Source organism: Achromobacter sp. DH1f (assembly GCF_000633435.1).
GTDB lineage: Bacteria > Pseudomonadota > Gammaproteobacteria > Burkholderiales > Burkholderiaceae_B > Achromobacter > Achromobacter deleyi.
In genome coordinates, this window is sequence record NZ_AYMF01000027.1 from 47,915 (window position 1) to 64,671 (window position 16,757).

Annotated in this window: 19 protein-coding genes and 1 tRNA gene; 10 read left to right on the forward strand and 10 right to left on the reverse strand. The window is 64.7% G+C overall.

Annotation, left to right across the window (positions count from 1 at the left end; genetic code table 11):
- Positions 1 to 2: 2 nt before the first annotated feature.
- Positions 3 to 245: a hypothetical protein gene (locus tag U858_RS35705; protein ID WP_157838840.1), complete on the reverse strand. Its 243-nt coding sequence runs from the start codon at positions 243 to 245 to the stop codon at positions 3 to 5.
- Between U858_RS35705 and U858_RS0123155 the strand changes: the two genes are divergently transcribed.
- The 5 genes from U858_RS0123155 to U858_RS0123175 all read left to right on the forward strand — a co-directional run bounded on the left by U858_RS0123155 (position 244) and on the right by U858_RS0123175 (position 4,531).
- Positions 244 to 1,365 (forward strand): ABC transporter ATP-binding protein, encoded by a 1,122-nt coding sequence (locus U858_RS0123155; protein ID WP_029954243.1) that lies wholly within the window; start codon positions 244 to 246, stop codon positions 1,363 to 1,365. The two genes, U858_RS35705 and U858_RS0123155, sit on opposite strands and share 2 nt — an antisense overlap.
- An 84-nt stretch (positions 1,366 to 1,449) precedes the next feature.
- The gene (locus U858_RS0123160) at positions 1,450 to 2,448 is read left to right on the forward strand and encodes an NAD(P)H-quinone oxidoreductase (protein ID WP_025139538.1); all 999 of its coding nucleotides are present in this window, start codon (positions 1,450 to 1,452) and stop codon (positions 2,446 to 2,448) included.
- 15 nt (positions 2,449 to 2,463) lie between these two features.
- A complete protein-coding gene (locus tag U858_RS0123165) occupies positions 2,464 to 3,078 on the forward strand; it encodes a glutathione S-transferase (protein WP_025139539.1) in 615 nt (204 codons plus the stop codon).
- A 10-nt stretch (positions 3,079 to 3,088) separates the two neighbouring features.
- On the forward strand, positions 3,089 to 3,559 hold the full coding sequence (locus tag U858_RS0123170; RefSeq protein WP_025139540.1) for a type II 3-dehydroquinate dehydratase: 471 nt from the start codon (positions 3,089 to 3,091) through the stop codon (positions 3,557 to 3,559).
- Positions 3,560 to 3,571: 12 nt separating this feature from the next.
- Positions 3,572 to 4,531: a glyoxylate/hydroxypyruvate reductase A gene (locus U858_RS0123175; protein WP_025139541.1), complete on the forward strand. Its 960-nt coding sequence runs from the start codon at positions 3,572 to 3,574 to the stop codon at positions 4,529 to 4,531.
- A gap of 43 nt (positions 4,532 to 4,574) precedes the next feature.
- Here U858_RS0123175 and U858_RS0123180 read toward each other — a convergent pair whose 3' ends face one another.
- The 8 genes from U858_RS0123180 to U858_RS0123215 form a co-directional block, all read right to left on the reverse strand.
- Positions 4,575 to 5,396, reverse strand: coding sequence for an ABC transporter permease (locus tag U858_RS0123180; RefSeq protein WP_025139542.1), 822 nt, complete (start codon positions 5,394 to 5,396; stop codon positions 4,575 to 4,577).
- Between the two features lies 1 nt (position 5,397).
- Positions 5,398 to 6,252, reverse strand: a complete 855-nt coding sequence (locus U858_RS0123185; protein ID WP_025139543.1) for an ABC transporter permease — start codon at positions 6,250 to 6,252, stop codon at positions 5,398 to 5,400.
- Positions 6,253 to 6,322: 70 nt separating this feature from the next.
- Positions 6,323 to 7,348 (reverse strand): PotD/PotF family extracellular solute-binding protein, encoded by a 1,026-nt coding sequence (locus U858_RS0123190; protein ID WP_025139544.1) that lies wholly within the window; start codon positions 7,346 to 7,348, stop codon positions 6,323 to 6,325.
- Positions 7,349 to 7,373: 25 nt separating this feature from the next.
- Positions 7,374 to 8,159, reverse strand: coding sequence for an amino acid ABC transporter ATP-binding protein (locus U858_RS0123195; protein ID WP_025139545.1), 786 nt, complete (start codon positions 8,157 to 8,159; stop codon positions 7,374 to 7,376).
- Between the two features lie 38 nt (positions 8,160 to 8,197).
- Complete coding sequence (locus U858_RS0123200; protein WP_025139546.1) at positions 8,198 to 8,887, reverse strand: ABC transporter permease; 690 nt, start codon at positions 8,885 to 8,887, stop codon at positions 8,198 to 8,200.
- On the reverse strand, positions 8,877 to 9,590 hold the full coding sequence (locus U858_RS0123205) for an ABC transporter permease (RefSeq protein ID WP_025139547.1): 714 nt from the start codon (positions 9,588 to 9,590) through the stop codon (positions 8,877 to 8,879). The genes U858_RS0123200 and U858_RS0123205 overlap by 11 nt, the downstream gene beginning before the upstream one ends.
- A gap of 124 nt (positions 9,591 to 9,714) precedes the next feature.
- Positions 9,715 to 10,506, reverse strand: coding sequence for a transporter substrate-binding domain-containing protein (locus U858_RS0123210; protein ID WP_025139548.1), 792 nt, complete (start codon positions 10,504 to 10,506; stop codon positions 9,715 to 9,717).
- 43 nt (positions 10,507 to 10,549) lie between these two features.
- On the reverse strand, positions 10,550 to 11,347 hold the full coding sequence (locus U858_RS0123215; protein ID WP_025139549.1) for an Asp/Glu racemase: 798 nt from the start codon (positions 11,345 to 11,347) through the stop codon (positions 10,550 to 10,552).
- Between the two features lie 269 nt (positions 11,348 to 11,616).
- Here U858_RS0123215 and U858_RS0123220 point away from each other — a divergent pair, with 269 nt between their 5' ends.
- The 4 genes from U858_RS0123220 (at position 11,617) to argE (ending at position 15,021) form a co-directional block, all read left to right on the forward strand.
- Positions 11,617 to 12,030, forward strand: a complete 414-nt coding sequence (locus U858_RS0123220) for a RidA family protein (RefSeq protein WP_025139550.1) — start codon at positions 11,617 to 11,619, stop codon at positions 12,028 to 12,030.
- Positions 12,031 to 12,050: 20 nt separating this feature from the next.
- The gene (locus tag U858_RS0123225; RefSeq protein WP_025139551.1) at positions 12,051 to 12,722 is read left to right on the forward strand and encodes a DUF1028 domain-containing protein; all 672 of its coding nucleotides are present in this window, start codon (positions 12,051 to 12,053) and stop codon (positions 12,720 to 12,722) included.
- 95 nt (positions 12,723 to 12,817) lie between these two features.
- Complete coding sequence (locus U858_RS0123230; RefSeq protein ID WP_025139552.1) at positions 12,818 to 13,786, forward strand: LysR substrate-binding domain-containing protein; 969 nt, start codon at positions 12,818 to 12,820, stop codon at positions 13,784 to 13,786.
- 47 nt (positions 13,787 to 13,833) lie between these two features.
- Positions 13,834 to 15,021 (forward strand): acetylornithine deacetylase, encoded by a 1,188-nt coding sequence (gene argE / locus U858_RS0123235; protein ID WP_025139553.1) that lies wholly within the window; start codon positions 13,834 to 13,836, stop codon positions 15,019 to 15,021.
- Positions 15,022 to 15,130: 109 nt separating this feature from the next.
- On the opposite strand, the gene U858_RS0123240 is transcribed toward argE, so the two are convergent.
- A tRNA-Pro gene (locus U858_RS0123240) sits at positions 15,131 to 15,207 on the reverse strand.
- 155 nt (positions 15,208 to 15,362) lie between these two features.
- Between U858_RS0123240 and U858_RS0123245 the strand changes: the two genes are divergently transcribed.
- A complete protein-coding gene (locus tag U858_RS0123245; RefSeq protein WP_025139554.1) occupies positions 15,363 to 16,718 on the forward strand; it encodes an aromatic acid/H+ symport family MFS transporter in 1,356 nt (451 codons plus the stop codon).
- Positions 16,719 to 16,757 lie beyond the last annotated feature (39 nt).

Consider the following 16,757-nt stretch of genomic DNA (forward strand, 5'->3'; position numbering starts at 1 on the left):
TTTCAGACGGCTGACTTAGGAAAAAGCAAATATGTCGGTTTGCCCGGGTGCAGCGCTTGCGCCGTCGTGATTTCTTTTTTCCGATGGCCCCCATCAGCATCGGCAACGCACTGGAAATAGGGCTTTACCGTATTCTTGGCTGCACCAGATCGCTGGCGTCGCAGCCCTGCGTGCCATGCGACCCCCGCCTGTTTTTTCCCGGAGTTTCGCGCCGGGAAACTGAACTCCGTGAGTGCAGCAGCCATGCCGAATCTTCCCTTTGCCTCCGATAGCTCCAGCGCGGTCCGCCTGGAGGGCGTCGTCAAGCAATATCGCGATCTCGCGGTACTGAAACAGGTGTCCCTGAAGATCGAGCGTGGGGAATTCCTGACGCTGCTGGGTCCGTCGGGCTGCGGCAAGACCACCTTGCTGAACCTGATCGCGGGCTTTGCCGATGCGAACGAAGGCGAGATCTTCATCGACGACACGCCGGTGACGGCGCTGCCCCCGTATCTGCGCCAGATCGGCATCGTGTTCCAGAACTACGCCCTGTTCCCGCACATGACCGTCGAGCGCAATATCGCTTACGGCTTGCGGATGCGGCGCGTGCCGGCCGCCGAGATCGAACAGCGGGTGCGGGAAGCCATGGCCCTGGTCAAGCTCGATGGCCTGGGCGAGCGCAAGCCGCGCGAGCTGTCCGGCGGCCAGCAGCAGCGCGTGGCGCTGGCGCGGGCATTGGTGATCCGTCCCAAGGTGTTGCTGCTCGACGAGCCCTTTTCCGCGCTGGACAAAGGCCTGCGCGGCGCCATGCAGGTAGAGATCCGCGACATTCAGCGCAGGCTGGGCGTGACGACGATCTTCGTCACCCATGACCAGGGCGAGGCCCTCAGCATGTCGGATCGCATCGCCGTGATGAACCAGGGCAAGATCCGGCAGGTCGCCACGCCGGACGAGCTCTACCGCAATCCACAGGATCCGTTCGTGGCCTCGTTCCTGGGCGACGTCAACATCCTGCCCGCGCACTATCACGGCACCAGCGCGGAAACCATCCAGCTGCGCCTGGGCGCCGGGTTGACGCACATCCCCCGCCAGCGCCTGGTGGGCGGCTCGCACGAAGGCCACCGGCTCGATCTTTATGTACGGCCGGAACACATCAAGCTGGAAACCCTGCATAGCGGATCGGTCCTGAGCGGCACGGTCGTCAACCACGTGTTCCAGGGCGACCACGTGGATCTGTACCTGGAGGTGCACATTCCCGTAGAGGGGCGCCAGCACGTCATGGTGCGCACCTTCGACCTGAACTGCCTGCAGGAATGGCCCGTGGGCGCCGTGGCGGGACTTGCGCTGCCCGGCCAGGGCGTCACGGTCTTCAACGCGTCGTCCTGAAGCCGGCGCAGGCAATCCCCCCGTTTCCTGGCGGCCGCGCCTGCGCAGCCGCCGAGTGTCCATTCGTCCCCGAGGCCCAATGCCATGCCCCAGATTCCCGTTGAAATGCAAGCCATCATCGCCCGCGAGCCGGGCGACGCCACGGTGCTGACGCTGGCCGGCAGGCCGGTACCGGCGCCAGGCCCCGGTGAAGTGCTGCTGCGCGTGCATTCAGCCGGCATCAACCGGCCCGACATCATGCAGCGCCAGGGCGTGAGCAAGCCGGCGCCGGGCGTGACCGACGTGCTGGGGTTGGAGGCTTGTGGCGAAGTGGCAGCTTGCGGCCCCGGCGTGCCGGACGCCTTGCGCGGGCAGCGCCTGATGAGCCTGCTTGCCGGCGGTGGCTACGCGCCCTGGTGCGTGGCCCGCGTGGATCACTCCCTGGCGGTGCCCGAGGCGCTGGACGATGCCGCGGCAAGCGCCCTGCCCGAAGGCCTGTTCACCGTCTGGCACAACCTGTTCGAACTGGGCCGCCTGCGCATGGGCGACACGGTGCTGATCCATGGCGGCGGCGGTGGCATCGGCACGCTGGCCATCCAGATGGCGCATGCCGCCGGCGCGCGGGTCATCGCCACCGACGGCGAGCGCGACCGCTTCGACGCCCTGCGCGAACTCGGCGCCGATGAGGTGATCTGCTTTCATGACACGGATTTCGTGCAAGCCTGCGAAGCCTTCACGCAGGGCCGCGGCGTGGATGTGGTGCTGGACATCGTCGGTGGCGACTATGTGCGGCGCAACCTGCAGGCGCTGGCTTTCGGTGGGCGGCACGTCAGCCTTTCCTTCCTGCAAGGATCGGCCATCAACATCGAACTGCTGACGCTGATGCAGAAACAGTTGAGCCTGCATTCTTCGACCATGCGTCCGCAGACCGATGCCGAGAAGGCCCGCATGGCCGTCGCGCTCAGGCGCCATGTGTTGCCCCTGGTGGCCGCGGGCCGCATCCGCCCAAGGATGGCACACAGCCTGCCCCTGGCCGATGCCGTGCGCGCGCATCAGTTGCTGGAAAGCGGCAAGGTGTTCGGCAAGCTGGTCCTCAAACCCTGACCCCCGGAGTCCCGCTTGAAACTTCTCTACGCCCCGACGTCGCCCTTCGTGCGCAAAGTGATGATCTGCGCGCACCTGACCGGCCAGGCCGGACACATCGAATGGCTGGCCAGCGCCGCGCATCCGATCAACCGCGACACGCGCATCGCCGCCCACAATCCGCTGGCCAAGGTGCCCACCCTGATCCTGCCGGACGGCAGCGCGCTCTACGACAGCCGCGTGATCTGCGAATACCTGGCCGACGCTGCCGGCGACACGCAGCTGTTTCCAGCCGGCCCGGCCCGCTGGGTGGCCTTGACGCGCCAGGCCCTGGGCGACGGCCTGCTGGATGCCGCCCTGCTGGCGCGCTATGAACACACCGCCCGGCCAGCCGAGATCCAATGGCCCCAATGGCGCGAGGCCCAGCTCGTCAAGGTGCAGGCCAGCCTGGCGGACATCGAGTCGCAGGCGGACGACCTGCCGCGAACGCATCCGAGCATCGGCGAGCTGACCCTCGCCTGCGCCCTGGGCTATCTGGATTTCCGCTTTCCCGAACTGGATTGGCGCGCCGCGCATCCGCGCGCGGCGGCGTGGTTCTCCGTGTTCAACGCATTGCCTGCCATGCAGGCGACCCTTCCCCACGACGCCTGAGACTGCCTCCATGACGACGCCGAGCGCTCCCCCAACCTCTTCCACGGTCTGGTTTCTCAATGGGCCCAATGCCAATCTCTACGGACTGGATGCCAACAAGACCTACGGTTCCGACAGTTTTCCCGTGCTGCAACAGCGCTGCGAAAGCAAGGCCGCCTCGCTGGGCATCCGGCTGAACTTCGTCCAGTCCAACCATGAAGGCCAGCTGGTCGACTGGATCCAGGAAGCCCGCGGCACCGCGCAGGGCGTCATCATCAACGCGGCTGGCCTGACCTACTCGTCGGTGCCCATCCTCGACGCCTTGCTGTCCTTTCCGGGCAGGATCATCGAAGTCCACATGAGCAATATCTGGCGGCGCGAAGCCTTCCGCCATCATTCCTATATTTCCAAGGCCGCCGATGGCGTCATCGCGGGGCTGGGCGGCGATGGCTACGAGCTTGCCATCGAAGCCATGTCCCGCCTGATCCATCGCGACGCCTGAGGTAGACCGCCCATGCACGCCTCCCCCCGCTCCGCCGTGTCGGGCGCCATGATCTTCTACAGCGAATTCGACGACTACACGGCGTGGCGCGACGCCATGCAGGCGCGCCTGCCCGACCTGCGCGTGGTGCACGGCGACGACGCGCACGATCCGGCCGACATCCACTACGCCCTGGTCTGGAAAGCGCCGCCGGGCTTCTTCGACCGCATGAAGAACCTGCGCCTCATCGTGAATCTGGGCGCGGGGGTGGATTCACTGGTTGGCCGCGAAGACCTGCCCGCCGAGGTGCCCATCACCCGTCTCACCGATCCCAACATGGCCCGCATGATGGCGGGCTATGTGCTGTTTGCCGCCCTGCGTTATGCGCGCGACATTCCCCATTTCGAGGCCGCGCAGCGGCGGGGCGAATGGGCCTATCGCCATCCCCGCTCGCCGGAAACGGTGCGCGTGGCCGTGCTGGGCCTGGGCGAGCTGGGCGCCTGTGCGGCGCGGGAACTGTCCCGCCAGGGGCTGACGGTACTGGGTTGGTCGCGCAGCCCGCGCAGCATCGAAGGCATCGAATGCCATGCCGGCATGGCGTCGCTGGATACCGTGCTGTCGCGCGCCGACATCCTGGTGGTGATGCTTCCGCTCACTCCCGAAACACATGGCTTGCTGGATCGCGAACGCCTGCTGCGCCTGCCGCGCGGCGCGGCCCTGATCAATGTGGCCCGGGGCGCGCTGGTGGACCAGGCTGCCCTGACCGACCTGCTGCGCAGCGGCCATCTGGGCGGCGCGACGCTGGACGTCTTCGAGCGCGAGCCGCTACCGCCCAGCGACCCGCTCTGGGCCATGGAAAACGTGCTGATCACCCCCCACCTGGCATCGGTGGCCATTCCGGCCTCGGCCGCCGAACAGATCGCCGACAACGTACTGCGCGTCAGCCAGGGCTTGCCACCCGTCAATCGGGTGGATGCTGCGCGCGGCTATTGACAGGCACGGCCCTGGCCCGTGGGCCAGGGCCTGTTGACAGGCTCTAGTGGTTATCCTCGATATTCAGGATCCTGCCCAATCCCAGGAAACGGTTGGCGAAGATCAGCAAGGTCGCCGTCACCACGATATAGACCACCGACAATGCGGCCAGGGTCGGGTCGGCGAACTCGCGTACATAGTTGTACATGGTGACGGGAAGGGTCTGCGTGTTCTGGGTGGTCACGAACAGCGACGCGGTGAATTCGCTGAACGACATGATGGCCGCGAACAGCCAGCCGCCGAACAGGCCGGGCGCCAACAAGGGCACGGTGATCGTGAACAGCACCCGCACCGGTGACGCTCCCAGGCTGGCGGCGCTCTGCTCCAGACGCACATCCAGGTTCTCCATCGAGACATACACGCTGCGCAGCACGAACGGCAGGACGAGGATGACGTGGCACAGGATCACGATGCCGTAACCGCGATCGATGTTCAGCTGCGCCACCAGGATCAACAGGCCCAGCCCCACCGTGAAGTGGGGAATCACCAGCGGCGAGAGCAGGATGGCCTGCAAAATGTTCTTGCCGGGAAACACCATGCGCTTGACGGCAACCGCCAGGCCAGTACCGATCACCAGCGCCAGCAACGACGACCAGAACGTGACCACCATGCTGGCGCGAAAGCCGTCACGGAAGTCCGAGTAGGTGAAGACCCGCTCGAACCAGCGCCAGGACCAGGCCTGCGGTGGAAACGTGAGCAAGGCTTTTTCATTGAAGGAAGCCAGCACCACTACCACGACCGGCAGCAGTACGAAAGCGAGGATGAGCGTGATCAGCACAGGGGCGCCGATACGCAGCCACAGGGGCAGGGATTTGCGCAGGCTCATGTCAGTGTCCTCCAATGACCTTGAGACGCCGCGTGACGCGGCCGAGCAGCATCAGCGCAATCGCCGTCAGGCCCAGGCCCATGACGCTCAGGCTGGCCGCCAGGGGAAAGTTCATCGATGAAAATCCCAGCTGGTAGACCAATGTCGAGACCGTCGGCACCCGGCCGCCGCCGATCATCTGCGGCGTGGCGAAGGCGCTGAACGTCCAGGCGAACGAGGTCGTGATGCTGGCCAGGATGCCGGGCATGGACAACGGCAACGTGATGGTCAGGAAGGTGCGCACCGGCCCCGCGCCCAGGCTTTCCGCGGCTTTCTCGTAGTCGCGGTCGATGTGCGAGATGGCGGTGGCCAGCATCAGCACGACCACGGGAACGGTGACGTGCACCAGTGCCACCAGTACGCCCAGATGACTGAACATCAGCGTAAGCGGCGTATCGATCAGGCCCAGCTTGAGCAACATCGAATTGATGAAGCCCGTGCTTCCCAGCACGATGATCCAGGAATAGGTACGCACGATCTCGCCCAGGAATAGCGGCGTGATGGAGACGATCAGGATGAAAGACTTGATATAGCGGTTTCGCACCCTGACCAGGGCGTACGCCAACGGGTAGGCGACGAGCAATGAGAAGACCGTGGTCTCCACGCTCAGGCGCAAGGTGTTGACAAAGGCATCGACGTAGATTTTCTTGCCCATGCCCGAGAAGTTCGTCAGCGTCAGGCCGCCGACATCCAGCGAACCGGGAATGAAAGTGCGCAAGCTGTACTGCAGCACGGCCGCCATGGCGACGCAGATGCACAGCGCGATGAAGCTGGCCGGGGATATCAGCCATCCCCTCAGATTGGAACGCGCATCCATGGTGGACCCATCCTTCGTGTACGGTGAAAGCATGGCGGCGCCGCGGTCAGACAGGCCGCGGCGCCGGCGATCAGTTCATGATGTTCTCGGTGAACCACTTGCGCCATTCCGCGGTCTTTTCGGCGCGCAGCTTGTCGTCGATGACGATGGCCTGGGTATCCCATTGCTGCCTGGTCGTGAACACGCCCGGCAGCGCCGCGTCTTCCGGCGAGACCTTGGCGTCGTCAATGACGGGGCTGGCCTTCTTGGCAGCCACGATCTTGGCCTGCACGTCGGGCGAAAGCGCGATGTTCATGAACTTGTGCGCCAGGTCGATCCTGGCGCTGCCTTTCATGATGCCCATGGTATCCACGCCCAGCACCGCGCCTTCCTTGGGCATGGCCACCTTGATCGGCACGCCTTGGCCGATCATGTAGTAGGCGTTCATGGACAGCACGATCTGTACGGGCGTCTCGCCGGCGGCGATCAGTTGCTGGCTGTTGGCATCGTTGGTGTAGAAGGCCTTGAAGTTGGGTTTCAGGGCCTTGAGCTTGTCCTGACCCTTTTCCCAGGTGCTCGCATCGCCGCCCGAGAGCAACGCCGCAATGTCGATGATATGGCTGGGGTCGAAATCGGGCGCCGACAGCTTGCCTTTCAGCGCCGGATTCCAGAGATCGTTCCAGCTGTTGAAGGTGATGCCGGCGGGCACCAGGTCGGGGCGGTAACCGATGGTGTACACATACGCCCAGCTGCCGATATGGTAAGGACTGATCCTGGCGCGCTCGACCAGGTGCGCATAATTGGGGATCTTGCTCAGGTCCAGCTTCTCGTACAGGCCGGCATTGACGTACAGCCAGCCGATGTGCGAGGTGGTGAACGTGATGTCGCTTTCCGGCTTGGTGGCGAGCTTGGCCTTGTTCAGGCGGTCGATGGTGCCGCCCGTGATGTACTTCACCGGCACCCCCGTCTGCCGCGTGAACTCGCGGCCGATGGTTTCATCGATAAGGTCCCGGAAGCTGCCGCCCCAGGTGCTCACCACCAGGGCATCCTGCGCGTGCGCCGTGCCGGCGAGGGCCGCGCCGGCAAGCATGCCGGCGCAAATGAGTTTCTTGATCATGACAACCCCTTGTCTATGTTGTTGGCTACAGAACCTGCTCCAGGAAAGTCTTCAACCGCTCGTTCCTGGGCGAGGCAAAGAATTGTTCGGTGGGCGCGGTCTCGATGATTTCGCCGCGCTCCATGAACACACAGCGGTCGGCCACCCTGCGGGCAAAGCCGATCTCATGCGTGACGCAGATCATGGTGATGCCTGTATGGGCCAGGTCTTCCATGATGCGCAGCACGGAACCGACCGATTCCGGATCCAGCGCCGATGTCGGTTCGTCGAACAACATGATGCGCGGGCGCAGGCAGAGCGCGCGGGCGATCGCCACGCGCTGCTGTTGCCCGCCCGAAAGCTGGATCGGATACTTGCCGGCCTGTTCGATCACATTGACCTTGGCGAGGTATTCCCGTGCCGTCTGCTCGGCCTCGCCGGCCGGCGTCTTCAAGGCGATCTTCAGCGCAAAGGTGCAGTTCTCCAGCACCGTCATGTGCGGGAAGAGATTGAAGCTCTGGAACACCATGCCCAGCTGGCGCCGGACTTGCTCCACGCTTTCCGGGCGCCGGGTCAGCTCGGTGCCATTGACGTGAATGCCGCCCGAGTCGTGCTGTTCCAGATGGTTGATGCAGCGGATGAGCGAGGACTTTCCCGATCCCGATGGGCCGCACAAGATCACGATTTCACCGCTGGCCACCTCAAGGTGGATATCCCGCAAGGCGTGAAACGTGCCGTAGAACTTGTTCAATCCCGAGATGGACACTGCGGGCGCGCATTCGGAGCGGACGGTGGACAACGGCGGCGTGATGCGGGACAGGATGGCAGTCATGGTGGTTCGCGCTCTGGTGGACGGTCGGCCGGGGCGGTTCAGACTCTGACGAGGTAGCGGTTCAACTTGCGATCCGCGATCGAGAATCCAAGACGTATGCAGTTGGTGATGCACCAGTAGATGGCCGCCGCCGTGATCAGGGGCGTGAACGGGTCGTAGGTGTAGTCGAACACGGTGTTGGCGGCGGCGGTCAGGTCGACCAGCGTGATGGCGCTGACGGCCGCCGTGCTTTTCACCATGATGAGCAGCTCGTTCTGATAGGCGCGCAGAACATAGCGCGCCATCAGCGGCAGCCGCAGGCGAAGCAGGATCTGCGCGGGCTTCAGGCCCAGGGTCTGCGCGGCTTCGATGGTGCCCTTGGGAATCGCCGCCAGCCCGCCGCGAATGATCTCGGCCATGAAGCCCGAGTGCGTCAACGCCAGGCCCAGCCAGGCGCAGACGTAGGCGCTGGAAAATATGTCCCACAGGAAGGTGTCGCGCACGAAAGAGAACTGCGGCAGTCCGCTGTAGATCAGGTACAGCAGCACCAGGCTGGGCACGCCGCGAAAGAAACCGATATAGCTGCTGGCGAAGACGGCGCGCGGGCCCGGCCGAAAGCTCGCCAGGGCAACCGGCAGCGCCAATAACAGGCCGATGACCAGCACCGGCAACAACACGGCGAACGTGGTGCCCGCGCCGGCCAGCAGTTTGGGCAGGCTGTCCCAGGCCACCTGGAAATCAAAGTGCATGAGACGCTCCCTGGGTCACGACGGGATGAAAGCCCCGCGCGGCCCACGTTTCGACGCGGCGGGCCACGTAGTAGGTCAGCCAGGTCATCATGAGAAAGAAGAACGCCGCCAGCAGGTAGTAGACGAAAGGCTCTTTGGTGACACCGGATGCCAGCTTGGCGTAGGCCATGATTTCCTTCAGGCCGATCAGCGAGATGAGCGCGGTGTCCTTGAGCACGACGATCCACATATTGGTCATGCCAGGCAAGGCCAGGCGCAGCATCTGCGGCAGGATGATCTTCAGCCAGATGGCGCTGCGCGGCACCAGCAGCACGCGCGCGGCCTCGAACTGTCCGTGGGGCACGTTCTGGATCGCGCTGCGTATCAGGTCGGCCAGGTAGGCGCCGTAGACCATGCCCAGCGCCGCCACCGCCGCCATGAAAGGCGTGATCTCGATGCGCTGGCCGATGCCGAACGGCGCAAGCAGGCCGGCGACGATCTGCGAGCCGCCGTAATAGAACAGAAAGCCCACCAGCAGCGACGGCACGCCGGTGAAGATGGAGGCATACGGGATCCAGATGACTCTGGCCAGCAGCGTCGGCCGCAGCGTGACCAGGGCAAAGAACGTCCCGATCACAAGCGCCAGCAGATAGGCGCAGACGGCGACCTGGATCGTCATCATCGCGCCGGTCGCGAGTTGCTGCACGAAACCCATCGAAGGCATGAGGTATTCCTAAAGCCTGGTCACATTGAAAGGCGCCAGGCACAGACCCTGGCAAGCGTGCGAAACGTGCCGCCCGGTCCGCCGGCCTCGTGCCGGGCGGCTCAGGCGGGGTGCGCGGACAGGGCTAGCGGCAGGCCGCTTCCTCGGGCAGCAGTTCCACTTCCATGTAAGGTTTGCGCAGCTTGGTGAAGGTGCAGTCCTTGATGATGGTTTCCAGCGTGGCGTTCATGCGGTTGAGCAGCTCGCCGCTGTCCTTGCGGGCGATCCAGCTCGAACCCGCTTCACCGCCGCCGGTCCACAAGTCGCCGCCCGCGAACTTCCAGCCCTTGCCCTGGGGCTTGGACAGGAACTCGTTGGTCCAGCTGATCTTGGGGCCCAGGCTCATGTCCAGCCGCCCGTTGGCGAGATCGAGCCGGATCTGATCGGGGTTGTCGTAGAACACGATCTGCACGGCGTTGCCGAACGTCTCGGACACGTATTTGGCTTGCGCCGAACCGCGCTGCAGGCCGATCCGTACGCCCTTGAGCCCCTCGGGCGTGAAGGTGTAGTTCTTCGCTTCCGGCACCACGTAGGAGTCCGGATTGAACAGCACCGCACGGCCGAACAGCACCTTTTCCTTGCGTTCGGGCAGCGGCTTGGTCTGGCTGACCACGGCATCCAGCTTCTTTTGCAGCAGCGCCGGAATCAGGGCCTTGAAGTCCATGACGACGATTTCGCAATCGACCTTCATCCGTTTGCACATCTCACGCGCCAGGTCGGGTTCAAAACCCGTCAGGCGACCCGAGGGATCGACCATGCTGAACGGGGGATAGCTTCCCTCGTTGCCAAGCACCAGCTTCTCGGCATGGGCCGGCGCCAGGACGAATAACGAGGCGCTTGCGAGTGTGAGCGCCGTGATGGTTTTGTGCAGATGCATCTTTTTTCCCCTTGTTTATTGGTGATCCGCCGTGGCGAAGTGCTTACATCGTGTCGGCCTTGGTCAGGTTGGCGTTGAACAGCGACCCGTAACCGGGTTTGGCGCCCGCCGCGCCGGTGAGGTCCAGGCAATGCCAGAACGAGGCCTGGATGGCGGAAATCACCGGCTTGCCGAGCTTCTGCTCCAGCGCCTCGATGGCGCCGACGGTCCTGAAATTGGTGCACGACACGAAGATGGCCGTCGCGTCAGGGTGGTCGACCGAGATCACGTGGTCATAGACCTTCTCGAGCGAGACCTCAGCCAGCGCGTGGTCATCCGAAATGCCCAGGCAGGCGCTCCTGACGACCTCGTGGCCGTTTTCCTGCAGAAAGCGGATGGCACGCTCGTGGATTTCCGGCAGATAGGGCGTGGCCAGCGCCACCTTGCCCGCCTTCACCTTCTTCAGTGCCGCGAGCGTGGCGGTGGACGCCGTGGTGATCTTCGGCCCCGGCACCCATTGCCGCAGCTTCTGGATAAGCGCCTGGTCGTAGGCGGTGCCGTGAAGAAACGAAGCGCTGGTGCCGCCGAACAGCAGCACGTCGATGGGGGCCGCGCCCGCCAGCCGCGCGGCCTGCTCCAGTTCCGGGGCGTTCATCATTTCCTCGATGCCCTGCACGGTGACCTTGGGCAGCTTGATGCGCGCGGTATGGGTGGAAACCCCCGGTCCGGACATGGCCCACGTCTCTTCTTCCATCACGACGCTGGAGGCGATGTAGATCAGCCCGATGCGGGCAAGGTCGCCGGACCCGTCGTAGCGAAATCGGGGATAGGCGGCGGGTAGGAGCGTTGAGGCAATGGTCATCCGGATTCCCTGCAAGGAAGGTGGCTTCGGCCAGCGAAAACCAATGATGAGAGACGCGATCCGAGCGACCAAGTCGCCTTTTCCGTTGGCGTGGATAGATTTTCCTGATGGCCGCCCGCGTCAGGATTTCCGAGACGGGACGCCGGAAAAAACAAATAGGCTGCCGCACCGCTTGGGCCGACCATCAGCGGGCAGATCACGGCCTTATGCGATGCCGTCCGCAAGGCAAGCGCGGGGCCCCCGGATAAACCCTAATAAAGATACGAGCCATGAAGCACAAGCGCATACGCACCTTCAATACCAAGGCAACCTACCCGGAACAGAAACTCGACAACGATCTGTGCCAGGCCGTCGTCGCGCGCGGCAGCACCGTCTTCCTGCGCGGGCAGATCGGCCAGAACCTGGACACGTCCGAGAGCGTGTGCATCGGCGATGCCTCGGGCCAGGCGGAGCAGGCGATGAAGAATATCGACATGCTGCTCAGGGAAGCCGGCGGCGAGCTGCAGGACATCTGCAAGATCACGATCTACCTCATCGACCCCCGTTATCGCGAGGCGGTCTATCTGGTGGTCGGCAAGTGGCTCAAGGGCGTGTTCCCCGTGTCCACCGGTATCGTGGTGTCGGCATTGGCGCGTCCCGAGTGGCTGGTCGAGATCGACGCGACTGCCGTTATTCCGGATTGACGCCCCAGGAGGCCCAGGTCATGACTTTTTCCATCATTGCCCGTTGCCCGGCCACCGGCCAGTTCGGCGCGGCCGTCTCATCGTCGTCTCCCGCCGTCGCGGCGCGATGCGTGCGCGCACGCGCTGGCGTGGGTGCGGCGGTCAGCCAGAACATCACCGACCCCGCGCTGGGGCCGCTCATCCTTGACGCGATGAGCCAGGGCCACTCGCCCGAGCGTGCGCTGCAGTCGCTGGCCGAGCGCCCTTTCATCAGCTATCGGCAGTTGATGGCCATTGACGCCACGCAGGCGCCGGCCATCTTCACCGGGTCGAACGCGCTGGGCCGCCTGGCCAGCGCGAAGGGCGAGCACGCCGCGTGCGCCGGCAATATGCTGGCCTCGCTGGACGTGCCCGCTGCCATGCTGTCGGCCTTCGAGAAGACGCCGGGTTCGCTGGCCGAACGCCTGATGCAGGCCATGCTGGCCGGTCAGGCAGCCGGCGGCGAAGAGGGGCCGGTGCATTCGGCCGGCCTGCTGGTGGTGGCGGATCTGGATTGGCCCATCGTGGACCTGCGCATGGACTGGGTGGAGCAATGCCCGGTTGAAACCCTGTACGAGGCCTGGAAGGTCTACGAACCGCAGATCCAGGATTACATCACCCGCGCCAGGGATCCGCGCGCCGCACCGAGTTTCGGCGTGCCAGGCAATCTGTGACAGGCTGTGGCAAACGGCGAGTGCGAGAAAACCCGAGGAGCGCCAGGCCCGCTGTGCGGGCATAGTGGAGACACTTTTCTTTCTCACATCGGACTATGCTCAATCGCATTTCGCTGCGCCAGATGGAGTACTTCGTCGCCACGGCCAAACACGGCAGCATCGCCGCGGCATCCAGCCAGATCCACATTTCGGCGCCGTCGATTTCGGCTGCCATCGCCCACGTCGAAACCGAGCTGGACGTGCAGCTGTTCGTCCGGCATCCGTCCAAGGGCCTGGCCCTGACGGTGCTCGGCCAACAGGTCATGAGCGAATGCGAAGACCTGCTCGAACGCGCCTCACGCCTCTACAAGATCGCGTCGGTCTCCAGCAATACCATCCAGGGCACCTTGCGCGTGGGCTGCTTCCAGTCGCTCACGGCCATGATCGCGCCGGAAGTGATCTTCGGCTTCTCGCGCGCCTTCGACAAAGTCGACCTGCACATGGTCGAAGGCGACCAGCAGTTGCTGATCGACAAGCTGCATACCCTGGAGATCGACGTCGCGCTCAGTTACGACCTGAGGCTGGGCGATGAAATCTCGTTTGAAGCGCTGGCGCGCCTGCCCCCGCACGTCGTGGTGAGCGAACTGCATCCGCTGTCGCAGCAGATCGCGGTGACGCTCGAAGAGCTGGCGCGCTTGCCCATGGTGCTGCTGGACCTGCCCTTGAGCCGCGATTACTTCATGTCGCTATTCGCAAAGTTCGGCCTGGAGCCGAACATCGTGGCGCGTTCGCGCTCGGAAGAAGTGGTGCGGTCCATGGTCGCCAACGGCATCGGCTATGCGCTGTTCAACGTGCGGCCGAAATCCACGCAAGCCCTGGATGGCAAGCGGCTGGTGCGGCTGCGCCTGGTGGGCGAACACCGCCCCATGCTGCTTGGGCTGACGACCTACAAGCCGATGAAACCGTCACGGCTGACCGAAGTCTTCATGCAGCGCTGCCGCGCCTATATCTCGGATCAGTACATACCCGGCATGAGCGAAGGCAGCTTCTTCGACCCCTATGTGCCGCCTCCTGAAAACAACTGAACGGACGGCACGCCCGCGCGCCGCCCGCAACCCTGCAGGTCCATGCCATGAGCACACCGACGCCGGACAACAGTCCAGACCTACTGCGCGAACTGATCGCGTTTGAATCCGTCACGCTGACACCCAACATCGCGCTCATCGAACGCGTGCAGGCGTTGCTGGCGCAGGCGGGCATCGCGTCCACGCGGGTGGCGGACCCGCAGGACGCCCGGCGCAGCAATCTGTTCGCCTCCGTCGGCCCCCTGGACGTGCCCGGCATCGTGCTCTCGGGCCATACCGACGTGGTGCCCGTGACGGGCCAGCCGTGGACCTCGCCGCCCTTCGAGGCCACCGACCGCGACGGGCGCATCTACGGCCGAGGCAGCGCAGACATGAAGGGCTTTGTCGCCTGCGCCGTGATGGCCATGATCCGCGCAGCCCGCCAGCCGCTTGCGCGGCCCCTGCATCTGGCGCTGTCGTTCGACGAGGAAATTGGCTGCGTCGGCGTGCGCCATCTGCTGCGCGCGCTGGAACCCATGCAACCCGCCCCGCTGCTCTGCGTGGTGGGCGAGCCGACGCTGATGAAGATCGGCACCGGCAACAAGGGCAAGGCAGCCTACCGGGCCTTGTGCTGCGGCCAGGCGGGCCACTCGGGGCTGGCGCCGCATTACGTCAATGCCATCCATACGGCCAGCGACCTGATCAGCGCCCTGCGCGACGTGCAGCATGACCTGGCCGACCACGGGCCGCGCGAACCCGGCTACGAAGTGCCCTACACCACCGTGCATGCCGGCACCATCAAGGGCGGCACGGCGCTGAACATCGTGCCCGCGGAATGCGAAGTCAATTTCGAGATCCGCAACGTCGCGCAGGACGACCCGAACCAGATCCTGGAGCGGGTGCTGGCGCTCACTCAGACAAAGATGCGTGCCGCGGGCGCCCTGCCCGATGCCGAGCCGCCCCGGGTCACGACGGTCAACAGCTATCCCGGACTTGCCACCCCGGAGGACTCCGCAGGCGTGGCGCTGCTGGCCTCGTGGTTACCGCCGGACACGCCGCTCACCAAGGCCGCCTTCGGCACCGAAGGCGGATTGTTCCAGCAGCTGTGGGGGCAGACGGCGGTGCTGATCTGCGGGCCGGGCAGCATCGACGTGGCGCACAAGGCGGATGAATACGTCGAACTGTCCCAGCTTGAGGCGTGCGACGCGATGATGGAGAAGCTCACACGGTATCTGATGGCGCCGGCGGGCCGATAGGCCTCGGATGCACGCCAAAGATCTGCGCTGAGGCGTCTCTCTGAAGACACATGCGCCAGAAAACGAAAAGGGTTAGCTCACCAAAAATGAGCTAACCCTTTGTTTTTACTGGTCGGGGCGGTGGGATTCGAACTCACGACCCTCTGCTCCCAAAGCAGATGCGCTACCAGGCTGCGCTACGCCCCGAGGGTGGCAACTATACCAGATACGGCAGGCGCGCCGAAACGGCGCCCTTCCCGCTTCCCGGAAGGCCGTTTTCGCGCGCAAGCCCTGATTGACACCTATATAGTTGAAGCATAAATTAAATTCAGATCCATAACGACAATCTCATCGGGAAAATCATGGCCACCGCCTCTGCTTCATCCGCCTGGGCTGCTCCAACGCGGACCACCTATACCGTGCTGTTCGTTTGCTGGCTGGCGATCCTGTTCGAAGGCTACGACGTCGGGGTGATGGGCGCGGTGCTGCCCGCGCTGGCCGACGACAAGAGCTGGAACCTGACGCCGATCCAGCTGGGCATGCTGGGCAGCTACGCGCTGGCTGGCATGTTCGTGGGCTCGTTCGCGGTCGGCACCCTGTCCGACCTGCTGGGCCGCCGGCGCATGCTGCTGGCCTGCGTCACGCTGTTTTCGCTGACGATGATCGGGGCGGCCTGGGCGCCCACGCCCACCTGGTTCGCCACGTTCCGCTTCATCGGCGGGCTGGGGCTGGGCGGCGTGATTCCGGTGGCGGCGGCGCTGACCATCGAATATTCACCGCCGGCCAGGCGCGGCTTCAACTATGGGGTCATGTACTCGGGCTATTCGCTGGGCATCCTGTGTTCGGCCGCGGTGGCCATGGCGCTGCTGCAGCACTGGGGCTGGCGGTCGGTGATCCTGGTGGGCGCGGTGCCGCTGCTGCTGGTGCCGCTGCTGGCGCGCTGGCTGCCCGAGTCGCTGGAATACCTGCTGGCCAAGGGTGACGAAGCCGGCGCCCGCGCCATGGCCGATCGCCTGGGTATCGTGTCGCTCGAGCCGTTCCGCCCCCGCGACGTCGCGGGCGAGAAAGCCACCTGGCGCGATGTGATGGCGGCGGTGTTCTCGCCGCGCCACCTGCGCGCCACCCTGTGCTTCTGGGGCGCGCTGTTCCTGGGCATGATGCTGGTCTATGGCCTGAACACCTGGCTGCCGCAGATCATGCGCAAGAACGGCTACGACCTGGGTTCCAGCCTGTCGTTCCTGCTGGTGTTCAGCCTGGCGTCCGCCATTGGCGGCCTGGTGCTGGGGCAGTTTGCCGACAAGACCGAGCCGCGCAAGATCGTGGCCCTGTTCTTCCTGGTGGGCGCCGTCGGCATCTACTGCCTGACCTACAACAACCCGCTGGTCGTGAACTACCTGTGGGTGGCGCTGGCGGGCGTAGGCAGCATCTCGTCTTCGCTGATCCTGACGGGCTACCTGGCAGGCTACTACCCGGCGCATGCGCGCGGCGCGGCCACTGGTTGGGCGCTGTCGTTCGCCCGCATCGGCGCCATGAGCGGCCCCATCGTCGGCGGCTACCTCGCCAGCCTGCAATTGCCGCTGGCCTGGAACTTCATTGCCTTCTCGTGCGCGGCGGTACTGGCGGCCGTGTTCGTGATCCTGATCCCCGGCCGCTACGCCGGGGGATCGCAGGCCCAACCCGCCACCGGCGCGCAGACCCTGCAACAACAGCGGTCCTGAAAACGACAACGGCGCGCCTTGCGGGCGCGCCGTCAATGA

Coding starts and splice junctions, on each gene's coding strand:
- U858_RS0123175 (WP_025139541.1), top strand. CDS start 3,572: ATGCACGCCTCCCCCCGCTCCGCCGTGTCGGGCGCCATGATCTTCTAC.
- U858_RS0123170 (WP_025139540.1), top strand. CDS start 3,089: ATGACGACGCCGAGCGCTCCCCCAACCTCTTCCACGGTCTGGTTTCTC.
- U858_RS35705 (WP_157838840.1), bottom strand. CDS start 245: ATGGCTGCTGCACTCACGGAGTTCAGTTTCCCGGCGCGAAACTCCGGG.
- U858_RS0123205 (WP_025139547.1), bottom strand. CDS start 9,590: ATGCCTTCGATGGGTTTCGTGCAGCAACTCGCGACCGGCGCGATGATG.
- U858_RS0123180 (WP_025139542.1), bottom strand. CDS start 5,396: ATGAGCCTGCGCAAATCCCTGCCCCTGTGGCTGCGTATCGGCGCCCCT.
- U858_RS0123155 (WP_029954243.1), top strand. CDS start 244: ATGCCGAATCTTCCCTTTGCCTCCGATAGCTCCAGCGCGGTCCGCCTG.
- U858_RS0123160 (WP_025139538.1), top strand. CDS start 1,450: ATGCCCCAGATTCCCGTTGAAATGCAAGCCATCATCGCCCGCGAGCCG.
- U858_RS0123225 (WP_025139551.1), top strand. CDS start 12,051: ATGACTTTTTCCATCATTGCCCGTTGCCCGGCCACCGGCCAGTTCGGC.
- U858_RS0123215 (WP_025139549.1), bottom strand. CDS start 11,347: ATGACCATTGCCTCAACGCTCCTACCCGCCGCCTATCCCCGATTTCGC.
- U858_RS0123200 (WP_025139546.1), bottom strand. CDS start 8,887: ATGCACTTTGATTTCCAGGTGGCCTGGGACAGCCTGCCCAAACTGCTG.
- U858_RS0123220 (WP_025139550.1), top strand. CDS start 11,617: ATGAAGCACAAGCGCATACGCACCTTCAATACCAAGGCAACCTACCCG.
- U858_RS0123190 (WP_025139544.1), bottom strand. CDS start 7,348: ATGATCAAGAAACTCATTTGCGCCGGCATGCTTGCCGGCGCGGCCCTC.
- U858_RS0123210 (WP_025139548.1), bottom strand. CDS start 10,506: ATGCATCTGCACAAAACCATCACGGCGCTCACACTCGCAAGCGCCTCG.
- U858_RS0123230 (WP_025139552.1), top strand. CDS start 12,818: ATGCTCAATCGCATTTCGCTGCGCCAGATGGAGTACTTCGTCGCCACG.
- U858_RS0123185 (WP_025139543.1), bottom strand. CDS start 6,252: ATGGATGCGCGTTCCAATCTGAGGGGATGGCTGATATCCCCGGCCAGC.
- U858_RS0123195 (WP_025139545.1), bottom strand. CDS start 8,159: ATGACTGCCATCCTGTCCCGCATCACGCCGCCGTTGTCCACCGTCCGC.
- argE (WP_025139553.1), top strand. CDS start 13,834: ATGAGCACACCGACGCCGGACAACAGTCCAGACCTACTGCGCGAACTG.
- U858_RS0123245 (WP_025139554.1), top strand. CDS start 15,363: ATGGCCACCGCCTCTGCTTCATCCGCCTGGGCTGCTCCAACGCGGACC.